Origin of the sequence: Roseibium sp. SCP15 (assembly GCF_040329435.1) — a bacterium.
GTDB lineage: Bacteria > Pseudomonadota > Alphaproteobacteria > Rhizobiales > Stappiaceae > Roseibium.
This window is the reverse complement of record NZ_JBDZYI010000001.1, coordinates 16,962-37,588: the sequence shown is the minus strand read 5'-3', so window position 1 is coordinate 37,588 and position 20,627 is coordinate 16,962. Positions and strand designations below refer to the sequence as shown.

21 protein-coding genes are annotated in these 20,627 nt (G+C 56.8%); 9 read left to right on the top strand and 12 right to left on the bottom strand.

The window, feature by feature from the left end; all coding sequences use genetic code 11:
• Positions 1 to 44 precede the first annotated feature (44 nt).
• A complete protein-coding gene (gene phnD / locus ABLO27_RS00190) occupies positions 45 to 1,022 on the bottom strand; it encodes a phosphate/phosphite/phosphonate ABC transporter substrate-binding protein (protein WP_352939791.1) in 978 nt (325 codons plus the stop codon).
• A 251-nt stretch (positions 1,023 to 1,273) separates the two neighbouring features.
• Between phnD and ABLO27_RS00185 the strand changes: the two genes are divergently transcribed.
• The gene (locus ABLO27_RS00185; protein ID WP_353029764.1) at positions 1,274 to 2,005 is read left to right on the top strand and encodes a response regulator transcription factor; all 732 of its coding nucleotides are present in this window, start codon (positions 1,274 to 1,276) and stop codon (positions 2,003 to 2,005) included.
• A complete protein-coding gene (locus ABLO27_RS00180) occupies positions 2,002 to 4,509 on the top strand; it encodes an ATP-binding protein (RefSeq protein WP_353029763.1) in 2,508 nt (835 codons plus the stop codon). Before ABLO27_RS00185 ends, ABLO27_RS00180 begins: the two co-directional genes overlap by 4 nt.
• 59 nt (positions 4,510 to 4,568) lie before the next feature.
• Here the strand turns inward: ABLO27_RS00180 and ABLO27_RS00175 are convergent, their stop codons facing one another.
• On the bottom strand, positions 4,569 to 4,901 hold the full coding sequence (locus ABLO27_RS00175; RefSeq protein ID WP_353029762.1) for a hypothetical protein: 333 nt from the start codon (positions 4,899 to 4,901) through the stop codon (positions 4,569 to 4,571).
• A 341-nt stretch (positions 4,902 to 5,242) separates the two neighbouring features.
• On the opposite strand from ABLO27_RS00175, the gene minC reads away from it, so the two are divergent.
• From minC to ABLO27_RS00155, 4 genes are all read left to right on the top strand, one after another.
• Positions 5,243 to 6,049 carry a septum site-determining protein MinC gene (gene minC / locus ABLO27_RS00170; protein ID WP_353029761.1) on the top strand — a complete coding sequence of 269 codons (807 nt, stop codon included), beginning with the start codon at positions 5,243 to 5,245 and terminating at the stop codon, positions 6,047 to 6,049.
• A gap of 58 nt (positions 6,050 to 6,107) precedes the next feature.
• Positions 6,108 to 6,929, top strand: a complete 822-nt coding sequence (gene minD, locus ABLO27_RS00165) for a septum site-determining protein MinD (RefSeq protein ID WP_353029760.1) — start codon at positions 6,108 to 6,110, stop codon at positions 6,927 to 6,929.
• Entirely contained in the window at positions 6,926 to 7,186 is a 261-nt protein-coding gene (minE, locus tag ABLO27_RS00160) for a cell division topological specificity factor MinE (RefSeq protein ID WP_352939802.1), read from the top strand. The genes minD and minE overlap by 4 nt, the downstream gene beginning before the upstream one ends.
• 137 nt (positions 7,187 to 7,323) lie before the next feature.
• Complete coding sequence (locus tag ABLO27_RS00155; protein ID WP_353029759.1) at positions 7,324 to 7,848, top strand: hypothetical protein; 525 nt, start codon at positions 7,324 to 7,326, stop codon at positions 7,846 to 7,848.
• A 23-nt stretch (positions 7,849 to 7,871) separates the two neighbouring features.
• Here the strand turns inward: ABLO27_RS00155 and ABLO27_RS00150 are convergent, their stop codons facing one another.
• The 5 genes from ABLO27_RS00150 to ABLO27_RS00130 form a co-directional block, all read right to left on the bottom strand.
• Positions 7,872 to 9,137, bottom strand: a complete 1,266-nt coding sequence (locus ABLO27_RS00150) for an MFS transporter (RefSeq protein ID WP_353029758.1) — start codon at positions 9,135 to 9,137, stop codon at positions 7,872 to 7,874.
• A 56-nt stretch (positions 9,138 to 9,193) separates the two neighbouring features.
• Entirely contained in the window at positions 9,194 to 9,910 is a 717-nt protein-coding gene (locus ABLO27_RS00145; protein WP_353029757.1) for an MgtC/SapB family protein, read from the bottom strand.
• A gap of 140 nt (positions 9,911 to 10,050) precedes the next feature.
• Positions 10,051 to 10,896 carry a metal-dependent phosphohydrolase gene (locus tag ABLO27_RS00140; RefSeq protein ID WP_353029756.1) on the bottom strand — a complete coding sequence of 282 codons (846 nt, stop codon included), beginning with the start codon at positions 10,894 to 10,896 and terminating at the stop codon, positions 10,051 to 10,053.
• A gap of 274 nt (positions 10,897 to 11,170) precedes the next feature.
• Positions 11,171 to 11,548, bottom strand: coding sequence for a DUF4345 family protein (locus ABLO27_RS00135; protein ID WP_353029755.1), 378 nt, complete (start codon positions 11,546 to 11,548; stop codon positions 11,171 to 11,173).
• Positions 11,549 to 11,583: 35 nt separating this feature from the next.
• Positions 11,584 to 12,507, bottom strand: a complete 924-nt coding sequence (locus ABLO27_RS00130; RefSeq protein ID WP_353029754.1) for an SDR family NAD(P)-dependent oxidoreductase — start codon at positions 12,505 to 12,507, stop codon at positions 11,584 to 11,586.
• A gap of 117 nt (positions 12,508 to 12,624) precedes the next feature.
• Here ABLO27_RS00130 and ABLO27_RS00125 point away from each other — a divergent pair, with 117 nt between their 5' ends.
• Entirely contained in the window at positions 12,625 to 13,551 is a 927-nt protein-coding gene (locus ABLO27_RS00125; RefSeq protein WP_353029753.1) for a LysR family transcriptional regulator, read from the top strand.
• Between the two features lie 62 nt (positions 13,552 to 13,613).
• On the opposite strand, the gene ABLO27_RS00120 is transcribed toward ABLO27_RS00125, so the two are convergent.
• The 3 genes from ABLO27_RS00120 to ABLO27_RS00110 form a co-directional block, all read right to left on the bottom strand.
• Complete coding sequence (locus ABLO27_RS00120) at positions 13,614 to 14,081, bottom strand: GNAT family N-acetyltransferase (RefSeq protein ID WP_353029752.1); 468 nt, start codon at positions 14,079 to 14,081, stop codon at positions 13,614 to 13,616.
• A 146-nt stretch (positions 14,082 to 14,227) separates the two neighbouring features.
• Positions 14,228 to 14,968: a class I SAM-dependent methyltransferase gene (locus tag ABLO27_RS00115; RefSeq protein ID WP_353029751.1), complete on the bottom strand. Its 741-nt coding sequence runs from the start codon at positions 14,966 to 14,968 to the stop codon at positions 14,228 to 14,230.
• Positions 14,969 to 15,300: 332 nt separating this feature from the next.
• Positions 15,301 to 16,899, bottom strand: coding sequence for a peptide chain release factor 3 (locus tag ABLO27_RS00110; protein WP_353029750.1), 1,599 nt, complete (start codon positions 16,897 to 16,899; stop codon positions 15,301 to 15,303).
• Between the two features lie 183 nt (positions 16,900 to 17,082).
• Here ABLO27_RS00110 and ABLO27_RS00105 point away from each other — a divergent pair, with 183 nt between their 5' ends.
• The gene (locus tag ABLO27_RS00105; RefSeq protein WP_353029749.1) at positions 17,083 to 17,637 is read left to right on the top strand and encodes a DUF2585 domain-containing protein; all 555 of its coding nucleotides are present in this window, start codon (positions 17,083 to 17,085) and stop codon (positions 17,635 to 17,637) included.
• Between the two features lie 29 nt (positions 17,638 to 17,666).
• Here ABLO27_RS00105 and ABLO27_RS00100 read toward each other — a convergent pair whose 3' ends face one another.
• Positions 17,667 to 18,341 (bottom strand): GntR family transcriptional regulator, encoded by a 675-nt coding sequence (locus ABLO27_RS00100; RefSeq protein WP_353029748.1) that lies wholly within the window; start codon positions 18,339 to 18,341, stop codon positions 17,667 to 17,669.
• Positions 18,334 to 19,371: a Gfo/Idh/MocA family protein gene (locus tag ABLO27_RS00095; RefSeq protein WP_353029747.1), complete on the bottom strand. Its 1,038-nt coding sequence runs from the start codon at positions 19,369 to 19,371 to the stop codon at positions 18,334 to 18,336. The genes ABLO27_RS00100 and ABLO27_RS00095 overlap by 8 nt, the downstream gene beginning before the upstream one ends.
• Positions 19,372 to 19,562: 191 nt before the next feature.
• Between ABLO27_RS00095 and ABLO27_RS00090 the strand changes: the two genes are divergently transcribed.
• Positions 19,563 to 20,576, top strand: a complete 1,014-nt coding sequence (locus tag ABLO27_RS00090; protein ID WP_353029746.1) for a TRAP transporter substrate-binding protein — start codon at positions 19,563 to 19,565, stop codon at positions 20,574 to 20,576.
• Positions 20,577 to 20,627: the final 51 nt, after the last annotated feature.

Here is a 20,627-nt window from a genome sequence, read left to right as displayed (position 1 = left end):
GGCCCGCCGGAAGACAGAGTGCGGCGGGCCGAATGGCCGGTTTCTTACTTGGCAAGACCTTGCGGCGTGTACTCAACGCCGTTGCTGGCCTGGATCTGCCGGATTACGGCCCACTGGTCCTTGTAGGTGATGGGAACGAATTTGCTGACGCCTTCGAATTCCTCACCGAGTTTGTTGCCCTTGAAGTCGAAGCTGAAAAACGCTTCCTTGATTTTCTCGACCAGTGCCGGGTCCAGGTCATGGGCATAGTTGAAGGACGTTGTCGGGAACGGGTCACTCTCCCAGACAAGGCGAACCTCCGCCGGGTCGTAAAGCCCGCGATCCGCCATGCGTTCCACAACCTCGGAGGCAACCGGTGCAGCGTCGTAGTCACCTGCAACGACGCCCAGCATGGACTGGTCGTGTGATCCGGAATAGATGACTTCATAATCCTGATCCGGCACGACGCCCAGCGCAGGGAACAGAGCGCGCGGGGCCTGGTTTCCGGAGTTTGAAGTCGGAGACGTGTGGGCAACGCGTTTACCGGCAAGATCGGCCGGCTTCTGAATATCGGAGTCTGCCTGCGTGAACACCTGCAGGCGGTAACCGAACTGTCCGTCTTCGCTGCCCATGATCGCAAATGGCACCGCACCGGCGAGGTTCACGGCAAACGGCGTCGGTCCGGTCGAAAAGCCTGCAATGTGCAGACGGCCGGAACGCATGGCTTCCACTTCGGCCGAGTTTGACTGAACGGCGAAGAACTGAACGTCCTTGCCGGTCACGTTTTCCAGATGGTCAATGAACGGTGCCCAGATGTCGGCATAGACCGCAGGATCCTCGACAGGAGTATAGGCAAAAACCAGTGTGTCGGGATTGGTGAGTTTGGCCGGATCGGTCGGCGCATCGGCAACGAGGTCGCCATTGGCGTCACAATAGATAGTGTCCAGCGCACCCTGGTTCGCGCAGTCCGCGGCATATGCAGACGAAACGGCAAAACCGGTTACAAAAGCCGCGGAGCCGAGCCGGGCCAGCAAGTTCTTCATAATTTCCTCCCAAATGGATCGTTCTGGCCTCGCAATGAGTTGCGGAGGCTCCTTGAAGGACCGAGGCAAGCCTAGCGGCAGTTGGCGCAGCAAAACGAGCGGGGAAGTGTTAACAGAACAGCCCGGCCAAGCCTTTTTCGTTAACAGTGTTACAGCGCCCGCGCCAGCGCTGAAACATTTGTAATTAAATTCTGGTCTTCCCGCCTGTTCTTCATGTTAGACAGCTCAATAAACTGCAAAAGAGCGGCATCATGGAAGCGAACGCACACAACCCGGTAATCGCCATCATCGATGATGATCCGGATGTGCGTGACACGCTTTCCGCTCTCATGGAAGCGAGCGGCTTTGCTCCGGTCGCATTTCAAGACAGTGACAGTTTCAAGTCATCAGGCAGTCTTCAGAATTACGATCTGGCGCTGATCGACCTGCGGCTCAGAGGCGAGTCCGGTCTCACGCTTGCAATCCATATTCGCGAGACAAGCGAACTTCCCATTGTCATGCTGACCGGTGTCGGAGATGAGATTGACAAGATCATCGGGCTGGAAACGGGTGCCGATGACTATCTGATGAAACCGTTCAATCCACGCGAACTGGTTGCCCGCATACGCGCGGTACTACGACGATACGGACATGGTGTTTCAGCTTCAGCCAAATCCGGCAAGGACCACGAAATCACTTTCGGCAGCAAGCGGGTCAACCTGAAACGCCGGGAATTGCTGGATCCGAACGGTGACGAGATACCCCTGACAAATGCGGAATACGTCTTGCTCGAGTATTTCGTGAAGAACCCCGACCGCATCATTCCCCGAACGGACCTGATGCGCGAAATCGGCAGCGACATGCAACGATACGTGGACAGAACCATTGATGTCCTGATCCTGAGATTGCGCCGAAAAATAGAGGATGTTCCGTCCAAGCCCGTACACCTGCAGACACGGCGGGCGCAGGGATACATTTTCGTTCTGCAGGCAGACAGGGCATGAGCAACGCCCGGCTCAGGCAACCCAGCATCAGGTCTCTGCTGCTCTCGGCAATCGGCTTGCTTCTCGTCGGCATCATGGTTGTCGGTTTGATATCTCTAGTCACGCTCAACAATGCGGAAGATCAGCTGGGCACATTTCATGACCAGACGCTGACCGAGGTTTCAAACGCGCTGGAGCTTTCCGGCAGCGCCTCCCAGCTGGCCACATCCGCTCCCTTCCTGATGACGCTGGGGCCAAGTTTTCAGCTCGAGAGCGAGGCAAAGGAAATCCTCGGGATGCTTGAACGGATCGAGCAGCTCGGCGGCAATGATCCTGACCTCGCGCGTCCGCTTGCCCGCATCAGAGCTGCAATTCTCGACCTTGTGAGGGTGATGGACCCGCGCAGCAAGACAGCATCGACGCTGACGCTCATCGATCAGGATCTTGAGCGTCTCTTGAGACGGTTCCGCCGGCTGGCACAGGCGCCGGAGCAGCCGCTGCAGAACCGGCAAAGCTGGTCATCGCTTCAACAGCTGGTCATGGCCGCCATCGGGGCGCTGCGCAGCCAGGAACTGATCAAGATCGGTGAGCATCAGAGCACGTACCGCCGCATCAGGCAGGATATCGGCGTCAATCAGCCAATTCACGTTCTTGCCGCTCTCACCGAAGTGGAAGAAGCTGTGCGAATGCGTGGCGATCTGTTTTCGCTCCGCTTTTCGGATCTTGCCGCCAGGCTCGACGCGGAAAATGCACTTTTCCGGATCCGCACCGAAGTCGCTCAGGTGAATGCCTACGCCCTGCAAAAGGTTGCTGACGCCAGAGCCAGATTGCAGATTTCAAGAGACAAGACGACAACGAGCATCACCTTTGCCAAGGCGGTGATCCTCTTCCTGACCGCCATCAGCATGATCGTGGCCGCGGGTGCTGCGCTTTTCGTTTCGCGCTATGTGGTCGGCAACCTTCACCAGATCACCGACGTCATGCGGCGCCTTGCAGCCGGCGACTTGAAAGCGCGCCTGCCCAAGAAAACAAGCTCGTCCGATGAGATCGGCCAGCTGTCGGAAGCTTTCAGGAAATTCCGTTCCAATGCCTTGCGGCTGGAACGCAAGACGCGGGAAGTTTGGCGGCGCAACGAGCTGTTCATCACTGTGTTCCAGAACATCAGCGATGGCGTTGCCGTCCTGTCACCGACCGGCCAGATCATTGCCGAAAATGGGCGGGTTCGCGAACTCCTGCGCCTGGAGCCGGTCAGCGGTGACAACCGGCTCACGCTGGCAGAACTGATCGAGGTTTCCTCGTTTGAACGCCGAGCCAATGAAAACGACCGGGCCGGCTTTGGCGAATATGCCAGCCCGGCCGGAAACGTTCTGGAAGTGCGCCAATCCGCCCTACCCGACGGTGGTTCGGTCTGGCTTTTCTCCGAAACCACCGAGCGCAAACGTATCGATGAACGCCTTGAAGAAATCCGGCGTGTCGAGAGCCTCGGCAAAGTTACCGGCGAGGTTGCTCATGACTTTGGCAACATACTTTCGACGATCTCCGGCAATCTGCACATGCTGGAAGGTGAACTGTCACCAAAAGCATCCGCTCTTCGCGCCAGGATCAATGACGCGGTAGAACTCGGCGTGTCGCTGATTGAAAGACTGCTTGCCTTTGCCCGCAAACAGCACCTGGCGCCTCAGGAAACGGACATAGCGGCCATCGCCGAGGGAATGGAAGACCTTCTTTCGATGGCTTTGCCGGAGACGGTGAACCTCACCATCACTTGCGAAGACGGACCGATGCTGGCCAGGATCGATCCCGGGCAGCTGGAAAGCGCAATCCTCAATCTGTGCGTCAATGCCGGTCAGGCAATTGCCGATGACGGGCAGATTGAAATCGGCGTCGCGCGGCAGCCGGATGGAAAGATAGCGCTATGGGTAAAGGACAATGGCTGCGGCATGGACGCGGACACGCTCCGTCAGGCAGCCGAACCATTCTTCAGCGCTCGTCCAGACGGCGAAGGCACGGGGCTTGGTTTGTCGATGGTGCACGGGTTTGTGCACCAGTCAGGCGGGTCCATCCAGATCGACTCCCAGCCAGATCAGGGAACCCGTGTGACTTTGCTCTTTCCGCAGCAGCAAATCTCGTCCGGTTCATCCCGGGTGCCCAGTGCGCGAGGTCGGGCTCTTGTCATCGACGACGATCGAAAGTCCGCAGAAGTCATTTCCGGTCAGCTCGGAAAGCTTGGCTATTCGGTCGCAAGGGTGCACACGTTCGAGGAAGCGCAGTCCTGCGTTAGACAGAGCGAACCACTTGCCGCCGTCGTGACGGACCTGCAGCTCGACAACGGTCATTCCGGATGGGATCTGGTTCCGCAGGTTCTGGAAAGACATACGGACTGCAAACTTGTTGTTGTCTCCGGACACCTGCCTGAAAAAGCACCTGTTTCGCATGCCTATCGCAATCGGTTCGCAATGCTGCCAAAACCGGTCAGCGAGGCAGCCCTTGCGGAATATCTGGCAGCCTCGCTTCAGGACGCATGATCCATCAGAGTGACCGAAAAACATCGCTCTCAGCGGCTCTCAAGCCGAGAAGGAGATGATCAGACGAAAACGCGGGCCAGCGCTGCTACCGCCAACGCGGTAGCCGCGCGCTTCGGACCAGCAAACTCCGACGCTGCCTGACCGGGAACCATCAACTGAACGCTGTTGAGATCCGACGCGTCCAGATGATCGAGATCGGCTGCCTTGGCGGCTTCTTCGGCAGAGAAGCGAATTTCATCGAGCATCCGCACGAGGCTTTGCCAAATATGAAGGGGTGGCGCATCGCTTGTGCTGCACCAGCGAACAATTTCATCTTCCGATACATTCAGAGCAGCAGCAGCCTCTCCAGTTGTAAGGCCGACATAACCCATTATGTCACTGAAATTACTCATTCTTGTTCCCAAGACGCCTGAACGCCCACTTAATCGACAACCTATAGTGCACTGCACTATGACAATTTTCCAGCCCTTTACAAGAAATTAGTTAACTTGTGCGGCGGCGAAGGAGTTCACTTTTTGTCACGGACTTGATTCTCAGCCGATGCATTGTCAAATCTTGCAGGTCCGCGCGATACCTTTTTCATCGCCGACTCTCGGCAGTCGCCAATTGCCTGAAATTGCATATGAAAATTGATATCGGTGGAAAACGGCCGACTGCCCAAATGTGAGGTTCGGTTAATGTTACGTTTATAGAACCAAATCAACCGAACAAATGATGCCGTCGGACCTCTTAAATGAAGTTCAAGGGAAAATCCTTTATTGCCATCGTGCTTTCACCCGAGCCGCCCTTCGAGGACTGGTTCCGGGAAATTGACCGCATCATCTCGCGCTCTCCGGGCTTCTTTATCGACCGGCCGATCGTCCTTGATGTTCGTGGCAGCAAGATACCTATTGAAGAACTGGAAGAGCTGCTTGCAGGCCTTTCCGAACGCTCCATCAGGGTAATGGGTATTGACGGCGTTGCCGGTACCCGGCTGAAACCTGGAATGCCACCAAGCTTTTCCGGAGGCCGGCTGACCTCGGATGTCGAAGTGCCGACACCGTCGAAAGAGACCTCGAAGGCTGCGAACGGCGATGACGCCGGGCCGAGCGAAGGCGCACCTTCTCCCAAGAAGAAGAAGGCGCAAGCGAACGGCGCGGCTACCAGCGACACACCAGATGAAACCGCAGCGGATGCTGTGGCGGAAGCAATTGCTGATGCAGCAGACAATGAAGCTTCCATCGTAATCACCGAACCTGTTCGTTCCGGCCAGAGCATTCTGCACCCCGATGGCGACGTGACCGTCATTGGCTCGGTCAGTTCCGGCGCCGAAATCATTGCAGGTGGATCAATCCACGTTTACGGCGCCTTGCGTGGCCGCGCGCTGGCAGGTGTCGCAGGCAAGGACAACGCGCGGATCTTCTGCTCAAGGCTGGACGCTGAACTGGTCTCGATCAATGGGCTTTACAAAGTCGCGGACGATTTTGACGGATCTCTGCGCAATGCGCCCACTCAGATCCGTTTTGAAAATGAAACGCTGGTCTTCGAAGAACTGAACTAACCCCGGTCCTGGCACACAGAAGGTGGCCAGCGCTGCAAAGAAAAACAGGACAAACACCATGAGCAACGCTACCGTCGTTGTGGTCACGTCAGGCAAGGGCGGGGTCGGAAAAACGACCACAACCGCGGCCATTGCCTCGGCGCTTGCCAAAGAAGGCTACCAGGTTTGCGCAATCGACTTTGACGTCGGTCTTCGCAATCTCGATCTGATCATGGGTGCGGAGCGCCGCGTGGTGTTCGATCTTGTCAATGTTGTTCGCGGTGAAGCCTCCATCAAGCAGGCTCTTGTTCGCGACAAGAAACTCAGCAACCTCTATCTTCTGCCCGCGTCCCAGACACGCGACAAGGATGCCTTGACCGAAGAAGGCGTGGCCAGCGTCATCAGCGAATTGCGCATGTATTTCGACTGGATCATCTGCGACAGCCCTGCGGGGATCGAGCGCGGTGCGACACTCGCCATGCGCCACGCAGATGAAGCCATCATCGTCTCCAACCCGGAAGTATCTTCCGTCCGCGACTGCGACAGGATCATCGGTCTGCTCGATGCCAAGACCAAGGTAGCGGAAGACGGCGGACGCATGCCGAAACATCTGATGATCACGCGCTACGACACGGAGCGGGCCAAGACCGGAGACATGCTGGCAACTGACGATGTTGTTGACATTCTTTCCGTTCCGCTGATCGGTGTCGTTCCGGAAAGCAAGGACGTCCTGAAAGCCTCCAACGTCGGCCTGCCGGTCACCTTGTCGGACGAAAACTCCGCACCGGCCAAGGCTTACATGGAAGCGGTCCGCCGGTTGCTGGGTGAAGAGATCCCGGTCACCATCCCGGAAGAAAAGAAGAGCCTGTTCGGCAAGCTCTTCAAAGGGAGGGCTGCATGAACATCCTCAGCTTCTTCGGCAAGAGAAACGAAAGCGCTTCGGTTGCCAAGAACAGGCTGCAAATTCTGTTGGCGCATGAACGGGCTGACAACGGAACCGATGCGGCACTGATCTCAAGCCTCCGGGAGGAAATCCTCGCGGTGGTGGCCAAGAAGATTGATATCGATCCGGACGCTGTTCGCCTGGAAATGGACCGGGACGGCGATGTCACCACATTGGGCATCGATATCGAACTGCCATCCGCAAGAGCTTCCTGAATAGCTAACGATTAAGCCGAGACATTTGAAGGCGCCGGAGAGATCCGGCGCCTTTCTTGTCTTGTCCTGATTTCGCAACCCTGAATGTCTGGGCTATGCTAGGTCCGTTCCGGAAATTGCGCTTGGGAGTTATGGTGATGATCAGCACGAAGGCCCTTGTTTCGCTTGCAGCCCTTTCCATTGCGGGTTTCCCCGCTCAGGCAGAAGAGATCAGCCCGGAAATCGGTGGCTGCCTGAATGCGGTCGGCACCTACCTGACAAAGCGGGTCGTCAAGATTAAGGAAAAGACAAGGGTGGACCGGGGGCTGATTGCGCTGACCAATGGCGGGCACGCATTTGTCACCGACTCCGCTGAAGGCGGCGTTGCCGGATATCAGCCATTTTCTGATGGCCGCGGCAGCTGGAAGTGCCTTGGGCACACCGACGGCAAGGCCAAACTCAAGATCGTCATGTTCGATTTCACCACGTCTCCGAACGCAGACGACAACCGGTACATGGCACGGATCACAACCCTTGCAGAAGCCAGTCCTGACACCGGGGACGTGACGGGATCCACGACCGTGGAATTTCTGTCCATTGATGCCGACCCAGACAGCACTGAAACTGTCCGAGATCCGGTGAGCTATGACTTTACCGGTGTCAGGTTGCGGATTTCCGAATAGCCTTCGTCGATCTGACCTTCAACTCAGGCCGACATGCGACTGATCAGCTTGGGCAAACGCCAGATCACTGGAAGAGACAGAAGTACCGCAAACAAAATGTAGTAAACCGGGGCATAGTCATCACCCGTTCGGTTGACCAGGTAGGTTGCGACCATTGGTGTGGTTCCACCGAACAACGCCAGGCAGATGTTGTAACCAAGCGCGACGGAACTACAGCGAAGAAGCGCCGGCGCCATGAGCGTCAATGCCGTGATGGACAAGGCCCAACCGGCGGTACTCGCCAATGTCAGGCCAAGTTGCCCGATAAACACCTGCATCATGTCATCTCGATGCATCAGCCACCAGCAGGGCAAAGCCAGCACAAGAGTGCCAATCGCGCCTGACAGGAATACGGCCCTCAGACCGAACCTGTCTGCAGCCAGACCACATATCGGAATGAAGATTGCCATGACGATCAGATTGGCCGTGGTGATGTCCAGCGCATCCGCAGAGGTGAAACCGGGTTCGGAACTCAGGTAGGACACGGCATAGACGTAGATGACGAAATAGACAACGGAAGTCGGAATAAGCAGCAGCACCATCTGACCGATCAGACCGGAATGATCCCGAATGCTCTGCCAGACTGGTGAAGCCCCCTCCTCGCTGTCTTTGTCAATCAGCGTTTCAGTCAGGCTCCGGCGCAATATCGCGCTGAAAACAGCAACAACGCCTCCCAAAAGAAATGGCAGTCGCCAGCCCCACTCGGTCATTTGTTCTGTCGTCAAAATCGAATTGAAGCCGGCCGGAACGGCGGACCCCAGAACGCAGCCCCACATCATCGCAAAGGCTACCCAGGCTCCTGTCAGCGCCTTTCGACCTTCCTTTGCCTGTTCAACCAGAAGAACACCGGATGCGGTGTATTCTCCGGCAACTGAAATGCCTTGAACGATGCGGACCAACACCAGCAGTACCGCAGCAGCCACGCCGATCTGCTCGTAAGTTGGCAGCGCTGCGATTGCCAGGGAACCGCCCCCCATCACCAAAACGGAAATCATTAGCGCTGCCTTCCGGCCAACCCGGTCACCGATGTGGCCGAAGATCACGCTGCCGATCGGTCTTGCCGCGTATCCGACGGCCAGAACAGCAAAGGCCGACAGGAGAGAGGCAAGCTTGTCGGTTGAGGGAAAAAACAATGCGGCCAGGGTCGGGGCAAGGAACCCGTAGACGGTAAAGTCATACCATTCCAGAACGTTGCCACTTGTTGCTGCCAAAATCGAACGTGGTGTGAGTGTCGTTCGTCCATCCGTCACGTGAATCTCTCAATCTGTTCTATCTGGCTGCGTAAAATTGAATTGTCGGAAGGTGGCTATTCGCCTGTGCTGACCTCCCAGCGCGCACGGCTGACACCGCTTACCTTTTTCAATTCGGCCATGGCCTTCTTGAGTTCCTCCGCATCGACGGACTGACTGACCAGGGTCGCCACAATCTCCATGACCCCCTCACCAATCGCATCCATTTCGATATGGGCGACCGGATAGCGGGAACGATTCAGGATCGTGTAGACGGCTTCGCGTGCATCTGTGGCCTTGCCGGCTTCAGCCAGAACGTAGACTTCGTAAATCGCTTCGCTCTGATCTTCGCTGATCGGGGCGCGGTCGATCGCGTTAACCAGGGGTCGCAGCAGTGTGTTGCCGGCAATCACCACCGCTGTGACGAGTACGGCCTCGGCAATAAAGTCCGCGCCTGCACAAGCCCCGACCGCGGCCGACGCCCACAGAGTTGCTGCCGTATTGAGACCGCGGACATCTCCGCCCTCCTTCATGATGACCCCGGCCCCGAGAAAACCGACACCGGAAACCACGTAGGAAATCACGCGGGAGGCGCCATCGGCTCCAGCCACAATCAGCGCCAGATCGACAAAAGCAGATGCACCAACTGCAACAAGAACATTGGTTCTGAGACCCGCGCTGCGCTGCCGGTACTGTCGCTCGGCGCCGATCAACGTTCCCAAAACAAAGGCAGCCAGCAAACTGACGGTACTGTCCGCAAGACTTTCAGCATTGAAATTCTGAATGAAAAGCATGGTTGCTCAAACTGCGCATTGTAACTTTTCCGAAGCATAACCTTGCGAAACCACAGTGAGAAGGACGAATGACGACAACCTGATCATTCGACCCGAATATTGATGCGGTCGACGATTTACGTACCTGCGCGCTTGATAGGCTATCGCTGTGGCCCGTGCAGCGCCATGTCACGCTCGGCCAGGAAGAGGTTTGAGTAAAGATTTGCGATCCACTGGCGGCCCGACGCGGTGATCTTTAGATACTGGATCGCGTTTTGTATGCATGGCGCGACGCTGTTCCAGTAAAACTGCGGATAGCGGTGAACCAGATCGGCCGCGGTGTCATAGCCAAACTCCTTGTTGAGCCCGGCTTCTTCAAATTCATAGTAGAGTGCGTTTGCCTTGCGAAAGTAATGCGGGTCCCCAAGTTGGCCTATCAGGTCTGCTGCCCGCAGGAGCGTTGCGTCTTCTCCCAGGGCCTCGCCCTTGTCAGGCAAAATGGCTGGAAACCTGGTACCTTCAACCGCATCCGCAATCCTCTTTGGATCGAGCAGCGGCGTGTTTTGAATGCGTTCGAAGATGTAGAGCTTCGAGCGATCGACATGGTGGGGCGTCATCGAGGCATCGGATGCTCCACGTTCGAGTTGCACCTTGTCGCCCGCCTCGTTCATCACAAAGCCATCGGCATCGTCACCGGGCAGAATACCTCGGACATAACCAATATCGTGGGTCAGACAGGCAACGATCACATGCGCGTAGTCTGCAGGCTCCATGTGGGTGTGCAGTGCCCGGCCGCGCATGATGTCATGCCCTGCCATGGTCACCAGCAGTGTGTGTTCGATATTGTGATAGAGAGCGTCACTGTTGCCGATGCATTCCAGCGCAATGCGCGCAACGGACGGCACAAGCTCGGCAAGTTCCGGCTCCGACTGACCGAACCGGCGTTGAACGTAGTTGGTCAGGAAGTCACCAAGTGCATCGGCAGCAAGTTCCGGCAATGTAATCATTGTTGACGCAATCCTGAACCGGCATGAATAAAAGTTACAATTGTCTTTAATTTGGCACTCTCGGAGAAGTATATGTCAAGCAGATGTCGCAGCGACGCTGTCACGAGAGCACTCAAATGCCGGTTGCTGCCAACCATTCACTCGGTTTCAAGTCGTGTTCCACCGAAGTGGCTTGTGCGCGCGGAGCTCTATTCAGGACCGCGTCTGGGAGACAAGCGAATACGGCGAAATTTCATCCGCCGCATTCGCTTTACAAGTTGGGTTGCCGGAAATTTCAGACGCTTGTCGGCTGGAGATAGGCAGCCACGAGTACGCCTGCGATGACCAGTTCCACGATTAGCGGAGGGATGACGGCCTTGTCCGCACCATCAGCAATGATCCCCACGACCCGGCCGAAAGCGACTGCGCCCATCACGATTGCCACTGCTGCAAAAGCCAGCGTCTGTCCGCTCGCAAGCCCGAACACCAGCATGCCGACACAGGCAAGAAACAGTCCGCCAAATACGGACCGGACCGAGCTCAGACCGGCCGTTCCGAGCGGTTCCACGGCGAAGTTGCCAACCATTTTCCTCGGTGCGAACATCGACATCAGCCCAAGGCCGAGCAAGAAGGCGCTCGCCAGGCCGACAAGAATTTGAAAAGTCATTTCCATATTGGTCTCCTTTGGGAAGATCGTTGAGTGGCAACTCAGGCGAAGAGGCGAATGGCCTGTTTTGCATTGTCCTGAAACGCCGTGTTGTCGAGGTCAGCAGCAATGGTCGTCTGATCGACCAGCGGTCCCGTCGGTGAACCACCGCCGCTTGCGTAGAAACGCCCGCTCTCGAATTTCGGGTTGAGAAGGCCGTCAACATACCGTTTTGCCCCGACATCAATCCCGTGCATCATCCCGAAAAGCGGCATGACAACCCAACCGACATGCTTGAAAAACAACTTCTTGAGGAAGGGCAGATCATCCATGCCATTGGTACCGGTAGTGCCACCCGGGCTCATGGTAACGAAGCGAATGTGCGGATGCTGGCGGGCCATCGAACTCATCCACAACGCTGCCATCAGTTTTACATTCGCGTAGAGTTCAAGCGGATCGCTCTTGGCGTTGAACTTTGAGCCGTCGGCGATGGAAGCAAACTCGTTCACAGAAGACGTTTCCAGAACCGGTTTGGCAATCCCCATCTTCGGAATTCCGCGCGCTGCTTCCGACCCTGCGTAGAGAACCGTGGAAGTCAGCAACTGCCGCTCAAGCAGTTCATCGACCAACACCGCGTGCCCCAGAACATTTACGGCGAAGATGCTCGTAACACCGCTTCCGGTCTTGGCTGCGGGGTCCCTGCCTCCCATGCCGCCGGCATTGAGCACAACGGCATCAACCGGTTCTTCCATGTTGGCCACGGCACTGCGAACGGATGCCGGGTCACTCATGTCCATCAAGATGATGTCGAAGATCTTGCGACCTGTTTCTGCCTCCAGAGCAGCCCTGGCGGCAAAGGCCTTCAATTCGTTGCGGCACCCCAGGTAAATTTTTTCGATACCGTCATGAAGCGCCAGCTGTCTTGCAGCTTCACGCCCCAGACCGGCATTCGCGCCAGTGATTAAAACGGTCTGGATCGGTTTCATGTTGGTTTTCCCTCTACAGCGATCACGATGTTCAAGAGGTAGAGTGGTTGAACTTTGATCTGTAGAGGGGCAAAATTGGACATCATGTTTCAAATTTGAACCAGAAGATCCAATCGAATGACGCAGCAGGAAAGCCACTCGCTAAACTGGGACGACCTGAAATACTTCCTCGCGGTTGCCCGCTCAGGAACATTGCGAGGCGGTGCCGACAGTATCGGCGCCAATCACACGACCCTGGCAAGGCGTGTCGAGGTTATGGAGGAACGGGTCGGCAGCAGGCTTTTCGACCGGTCAAAATCCGGACTTGTTCTGACCCAGTTGGGCGAAGACCTTATGCCGTACGCGGAACGGGTCGAAGAAGAGATGACGGCTGCATCGCGGGTGATCGTCGGACGCGACGCCGTACCGAAGGGAACGATCTATATCAGCCTGCCGCATGGCCTGGCCATGACCTCCATCATGGATGATCTTGCGCTTTTTTCCGACCGTTACCCCGACATCAACCTGAATATGAACTTCACCAACAACGTGGTTGACCTGACCAGGCGCGAAGCCGATGTCAGTTTGAGAGTTGCCAATGAGGTGACCGAAGATGTCGTCGGCCGGAAGCTGGTACAGATGTCCCAGGCCGCTTACTGCACCAAGGAGTACGCGCAGAAAGTCAGGAACAATGGCGGAGACGGCCTGTCGCTCATCGGGTTTCATGAACCGGATACCGAGACCACGGCTCCCTGGATCAAGAACAGCTGCTATCCGAAAGCAAAACTGCGACACCGGGTATCCGACATCGTTCCGCTGATCACGCTGGCCGCCGCCGGAATGGGCATGGCGTACCTTGCCTGCAATCTCGGTGACCGGCATCCCGGCCTGATCAGGGCTCCTTTCCAGAAACCCCTTCCCTATCGCTCAATCTGGCTTCTTCTGCACAAGGACCTGAAAAACACCGCCCGCGTCCGCTTGTTCGTTGACTTTCTCGCCGGGCAGATCAAGTCACGGCGAAACGAGTTCTGGGTTTCAGGAACAGTGGCAAGTGGAGAAGGATAGCGAGGCAATCGCACTCCCGGGAAACTGCTCAGATCCATCAAACGCCTGCGAAAGAACAGCATCTAGGCAAGGGAAAGAGGCTTGCCCAGTTCCGGTGTCTGCGACCAGCCGTGTTGCTCATACATCGGGCGCGCCTGTTTCGTGGCATGCAGCATTGCATAGGACAGCCCCCTTGCTCTGAAGCTTTCCTCGGCAGCGGCCATGAGCTTTGTCGCGATACCTTGCCCGCGCCAGGCAGGCTCGACGAACAAATTGAGCACGTACCCGCGGCTTGCCTTGGCCGGGTGCAGCGGATGGGGTGGAAAATCGACTTCCATCAGACCAATGCCGCCAACCGGCTGCCCTTCTTCTTCCGCAATGAAACCGAAATAGCTGCCATCCTCAAGATGCTCCCGCTGCCACGTACGATAAGGTTCCGCCATAGCTGCAAGTGCGTCCTCCTTGTGGCGGGCGGAGCGAAACATGTCTTCCCGCTGCCGACAGACAAGATCACAGTCGGCGGGCGTTACCGGGCGCAGGGTTAGAGGCATTCTTGAGTGTCCGGAAAAGGGTAAGTCTTGGGCTTTGTCGCGACAATAGACTGATTTTGTATCCACGGCCTAGCTTCATCTGCAACCTCGGCATCGCCTTCCGTAACCGTCGGCAGTCTCAGGCAGACCCGAAAGGGAGAGCCCAATCACTCTGTTTTTTCCCCCGACAGAACAATGCAGCTTGAGTTGTCCAGATACCAGGCCCAGTCTTCGTTCAGGTCCTGTTTTTCTGGCGGGAACTTCAAAGGATGCCATTCGATATTGCGAAGGCCTCCTTCCTTGAGAGCCTCTTCGTGTTCTTCGCGGCTCCATTGCCAGATTGGCACTTCGAAGTCCTTTATCACAAGCGTGTAGGCGGGCGGATCGACGATGCCGTACCGAAACCCGATCCGGGCTTCCATGTCTTCCGGAGCATTTGTGAAGTCGTAGTCCGGATTGATGGTGTAGGTCACGAAACGGCCGCCCTTGACGAGATTTCGACCTATGAACCTGCCCATCTGAGACACTTCCTCCATGCTGCGGGCATAGTGGAACAGGTACATGGCTGTGACGACGTCCGCAGGCTCAACCCATTGGAACATGTCATCGGTGGCACTGATTTCGCCATAGGTGACGTTATCGGGAAATGCCTCCGGTTCACCACGTTCGTTCTGCTCACGGGCACGGCCCAGCATCTCCGTGGAAACGTCCAGTCCAAGCACTTCCGCGGCGCCACCGTGAGCCAGAATGCGTGTCAGGCGGCCGTCGCCACAGGCAAGGTCGAGCACGCGCTTGCCTGAAACATCCCCGAGGACCTCCATGAAGACTGTCAGTTCGAGCAATCGATAAGGGTTGTCTGAAAAAGCCTGCTGCAAATAGGGAGAGGGGTTCTTGTCATAATCAGCCATTTCGCACCACGTTTGCTGTTGCGGCTTACCACCGGAAAAACCGGCGGCGGAACGTAACCCCCGCCAGAAGATAACGCGAAGCAGGGCCAACACGCAAAAGGGTGCGATATCAATGCAGTTCGATGGCGGTGAGAACCAACCGAATAGTGCTCGATGGAAAGATGAGGTCAGAGGCTTGCGGCCGCTCTCTCTCGATGCGCAAGCCCTGCGCATAGACAAGGTCAAACCAGTGCACAGACATAGCCTCTTCGCCGGCCCGAGTGCGGTCCGGCGAAGTCAACCTTCCTAGATCAAGAACGGCAAACAAGACGTGGCAGAACCACTGCCTGCCGTTAAGCCTCGTAGACGATCTCGCGGGTTTCGCGGAAGGTCACATCCGGGAATTTCTCAGTGATATGACCGACTTCCCAGGAGTTCTTGAAAAGGAACACCGGCTTGTCGTCGCGATCGTTGGCGATCGAGATACGATGACCTTCAAGCATTTTCTGAAGTGTCTGGCCGTCGGTCTCGATCCAACGCGCAGTGGTGTAAGGCACGGTTTCAAATCCGATCTCGGTGCCGTATTCGGCACGCAGCCGGTCAACAACAACGTCGAGCTGAAGCGCCCCGACCACGCCGACAATCCAGTTGGAGCCAAGGTCCGGCTTGAAGATCTGAACAAGCCCTTCTTCTGCCAGATCCTGCAGGCCCTGGCGCATCTGCTTGACCCGCATGGTGTCGGAAAGGCGGACGCGGCGCAGGATTTCAGGTGCGAAGGCCGGAAGGCCGGTCACGTGAATGTTTTCACCTTCCGTCAATGTGTCACCCACGCGAAGCTGACCGTGGTTCGGCACGCCGATAACATCGCCCGGATACGCCAGATCGGCGATTTCGCGCTCCTCGGCGAAGAAGAAGATCGGGGCCGAGACGGCGATCTGCTTGCCTGCACGAACGTGCTTCAACTTCATTCCGCGCTTGAAAGTTCCTGAGCATAGACGGACGAAGGCGATGCGGTCGCGGTGCTTCGGGTCCATGTTGGCCTGCACCTTGAAAACAAACCCTGTGACCTTGTCTTCTTCCGGCATGATGGTGCGCCCACCGGTCGCCGGCTGAGAATGCGGCGGCGGTGCGAAATCGGCAATGAAGTCGAGCACTTCTTCGATACCGTAGTCACGCAGCGCAGAACCGAAAAAGACCGGGGTCAGATGGCCTTCAAGAAAGCTCTCCTTGTCGAACTCGGCGTAGCCTTCCGCGCCAAGCTCAACGTTCTCGGTGAGCTCGTCCATGATCCGGTCGAAGACTGTGCCGGTCAGGGCCTCGTCGTCCAGACCAGAAACATCTTTGGTCTCGGTGAAGGGACCACCGCGCTCACCACCAGACGTATGGAACTGTTTCTTCTGCCAGTCATAGACGCCGAAGAAGTCCGACCCCATGCCGACAGGCCAGGTCTGCGGAGATACGTCAAGCGCCAGTGCTTCCTGAACTTCGTCTAGGATCTCCAGTGCGTGACGCCCCTCTCGGTCAATCTTGTTGACGAAGGTGATGATCGGGATATCGCGCAAACGGCAGACTTCGAACAGCTTTCGGGTCTGGGTTTCGATACCCTTGGCGGCGTCGATCACCATGATTGCAGCATCAACAGCTGTCAGCGTGCGGTAGGTATCTTCAGAGAAGTCCTCGTGCCCCGGTGTATCGAGAAGGTTATAGACAATGCCCTTTCGCTCAAAGGTCATGACCGAGGACGACACCGAAATCCCGCGTTCCTGTTCGATCTTCATCCAGTCGGAACGGGCGCGGCGGCGCTCACCGCGGGCGCGCACCTGACCGGCTGCCCGGATCGCGCCACCTGACAGAAGCAGTTTTTCCGTCAGTGTCGTCTTACCCGCATCCGGGTGGGAAATGATCGCGAAGGTGCGCCGGGCTTGAAAAGGCGCCACGCCGTTGAGGCTCATTGTGATCTCCTGATCCTCTGTTCCGGCAGGGTTGCGCAAACGCGTCGGTTGAAACCGGGGCGCAACTTCAATCTTCAAGAGCCGGACGGATTGATGTTTCGTTGGCGCAAGGTCATAGAAAGGTTTCTGCTAAATTTCCAGCAAAGAATTGCGATTCGCCCATTTCAGTCCAGGGAGAGCCCCTTGAGCCGCAGCAAATGTTTCCTCATCGGTATCGGCATGATCGCCGCGACGGCCATCATTCTATTGGCCATGGGGCGCATCCCCATTTGCGAGTGCGGTTATGTGCTTCTGTGGACGCCGGCGAGCGATGTCTCCGGCTCCTCACAGCATATTGCCGACTGGTACACTTTCTCTCACATCATCCACGGGTTCATTTTCTACTGGTTCCTGTGGCTGCTTTTCCGGAGATGGACGGTCGGGGAACGGGCGCTCGGGGCGATATTCATTGAAGCTGCCTGGGAAGTCGCGGAAAACAGTCCATGGATCATCGACCGTTACCGCGAGGCGACCATTGCCGTCGGCTATACCGGCGACAGTGTGCTCAATTCCGTCTTCGACATCCTCTGGATGCTGCTCGGGTTTTTCTTCGCCTGGCGGGTGCCTGTCTGGGTCACCATTCTCACCGCAATTGTCTTTGAGCTGCTGGCGCTCTGGGTCATCCGGGACAACCTCACACTGAATGTCCTGATGCTGGTTTACCCGGTTGAGGCGATCAAGGTCTGGCAAGCGGGCTGATATGCCCGCTCCGGATGGGAGCAGACTGGCTAAAGCTGAAACAGCTTGTGTTTTTTCAGAAGGTCGATCAGCACTTCACGCGCGTCCTGCCGGTGACTGCGGTGCCGCTCGCGCGCTTCGGCCGCATTACCGTTCTTGATCGCATCAAAGACCGCACGATGATCTTCGTTGGATTTTAGCGGTAGTGGCCGGATGTAGAGTGTCATTGCTCGCGCACGCCGGACCTGGTTGGACATCATCGAGACAATGGACTGAACACGGGAATTTCCCCCCAGGCGAACCAATTCCTCGTGGAAAGCGTCATCCGCAATCGCCCAGGCCTCCCGGTCCTCGTTGCCCAGCGCCTCTTCCATGGCTTCGATGGACTGTTTGAGTTCGCATAAGTCTTCATCCGAGAGACCGGCTTGAGCCGCCTCTTCCGCTGCCAGGCTCTCCAGTTCCGTCAGCACGGAATAAATCTCTTCCATGTCCTTCAAGGACAGGGTCGTGATCCGCACGCCCTTGCGCGGACGCACTTCAAGAAGTCCCTGTTGGGCCAGCATCAGGGTTGCCTCACGAACAGGGGTGCGGGACATGCCCAGCCGGTCGGCCAATTCACTTTCCAGATGATCGGATCCCGCAGCAAGCTCGCCATCAAAGATCAGTTGACGGATCTGTTCCATCGCCTGCGTGGTGATTGTCTTGGGTTTCGGCGCCTCAAGCACTGACAAACTCCCGAATTTTCTTCCCCAGCCGATCTGACTCGTAAATCGCCTGTTCAATCGCGATGACCTTCAAATAGTCGCGCGCTTCATTTTCCAGCGGCGTTCCGTCCAGAATGCCATCAATCACATGACTTATCAGATTCTTCACGCAATCGCCGCCGAACCCATCCCATGAACGCGCGGCAAGCAACAGGCGTTCTTCGGTAGCTGCGAAATGGCGCAATCGGACGGAGCCGTCCCCGGACAGGGTCAGAGTACCCCTTGTGCCTTCCACCAGCGCTTCACCCAGTGTGGTGCGACAATTTTCAGCTGCATGGTCCAGCAGCCGGTTGCCGTCAAACAAGGCACGCACGCCCCCTTCGTAGTCGAATATGAAGTAGCCTGCGTCTTCTCCCCGGATGACCGGATTGAGCCGGCGCAGGTCGGCATAAACGGCCTGCGGTTCACCCAGCAGATAGCGAAAGGTGTCGATCCAGTGAACACCGGTTTCGTGGATCAGAAGTTTCGGCATTGTCTGAAAGTATGGCTGGCGATCGAGATAGGCTTTATGTCCCTGCCCGTCTCCGGTTCGCAAACGGAAAGTCAACTGCAGAAGATCTCCCAGAAGATTGTCTTGCAGCGCCTGTTTTATCGTTCGATACCAAGGCTGGAAGCGGAAGTTTTCGTGCACGACAAGTGTGACACCTGCTTCATCTGCAATCCTCACAGCCTCGCTTGCTTCTTCCAGCGTTTTGCAGAACGGCTTCTGGCAGATGATTGCTTTCACGCCGAATTCGATCGCTGCTTTCAATGCTGCGAGATGAGTTTGGGGCGGCGTGATGATGTCCAAGAGGTCGGGCTTGGCCATTCTCAGCATGCATTGAAGGTCACCAAAGGCGGTCAGGCCCGTCGACCGGGCCTTATCCTGATCCTGATCACAAGCACCGACAAGGCGCACGCGCGGTAGGTTTCGCCAGGCCTCGTAGTGGAACCGGGCGAAGTAGCCGGCTCCAAGACAGGCAACGCGCAAGGGCTCGCCAGTTTCCGTCATCAGTTTCTTCTCCCCTGCATCTGCGTATCTGCCGCGGGACGGGTCCTTTCGGCCTGAGGTCCTCGGCGGCGCTCGCGCCTTCGCAACTTGATAGTCGACCCGGGTCGAGTTGACAAGGGATTGAATTACGTATACGCAATCGAATGTGTAAATTGATACGGTTTGAAATACGACCGTGGGAGGAGATCGAAATGCTTGATAAGAAGAGTTTGAGCCGCCTGCTGCTGAGCGCAGCCGTCCTGGTCGCCGGTGTGAGCGGAGCTGCCGCTGTTGAAACCCTGCGTTTCAGTCACACCGACAATCCCGGTGGCTCGAGACAGGCAGCAGCAGAACTGTTTGCGGAAAAGGTCGCCGAATACACGGACGGACGCTACGAAGTGCAGGTCTTCCCGTCCGGACAGCTGGCCAACGACCCGAAAGCCATCGAACTGCTTCAGCTTGGCGGCATCGACTTTACCGTCTCGGCAACCGGCAGCTATGCGACGCACCTTCCGACCCTGAACCTGACGGCCATGCCGTTTCTGGTCGACACTTACGAACAGGGCTGGGAGCTTTACGACAATTCGGAATGGTTGCAGGGCGAGTTCGAGAAGCTTCCCGAGAAAGGTTTCCGTGTCCTGTCGACATGGGAAGCCGGCTTCCGCAGCTTCACCACAAACGAACCCCTCGCCTCGCCGGAAGACGCCCAGTCCATGAAGATGCGCGTTTTTCCGAATGACATGATCCGCTGGTCCATGGAGGCGATCGGTTTCCAGACGGTCGTCATGCCGATCACGGACGTCTACCTCTCCATCCAACAGGGGATCGTGAACGGTCAGGAAAACCCGGTCGACACGATCAAGTCGCTCCGGTTCTACGAGGTCGCACCGAACATTACCCTCACCCGTCACGTCTACAGCCCGCTGCCACTGACCATCGCTGAAAAGACCTGGCAATCCTTCTCTGACGAAGACAAGGAAGCCGTTCTCAAGGCTGCCGCCGAGTCTGCGGCCTTCAGCCGCGAACTCGTGAAGAACTCGGTCAACAGCCAGCTTGCGGAAATGACCGAGGACGGCGCTACGGTCAGCGTTCCGGAAATCGCACCGTTCCGCGAGGCAGTTCAATCGGTCTATGCGAAAGCAAAAGACGTCTACGGCGAAGAAGCTGTAGATCAAATCCTGTCGGATGCAGCAGCCATTCGCGAAGCGCTTCCCGCACAGAACTGACCGAACCCTGATAGCGTGAAACCTGCCGGAACCGGACGGACTGGCCTGAAG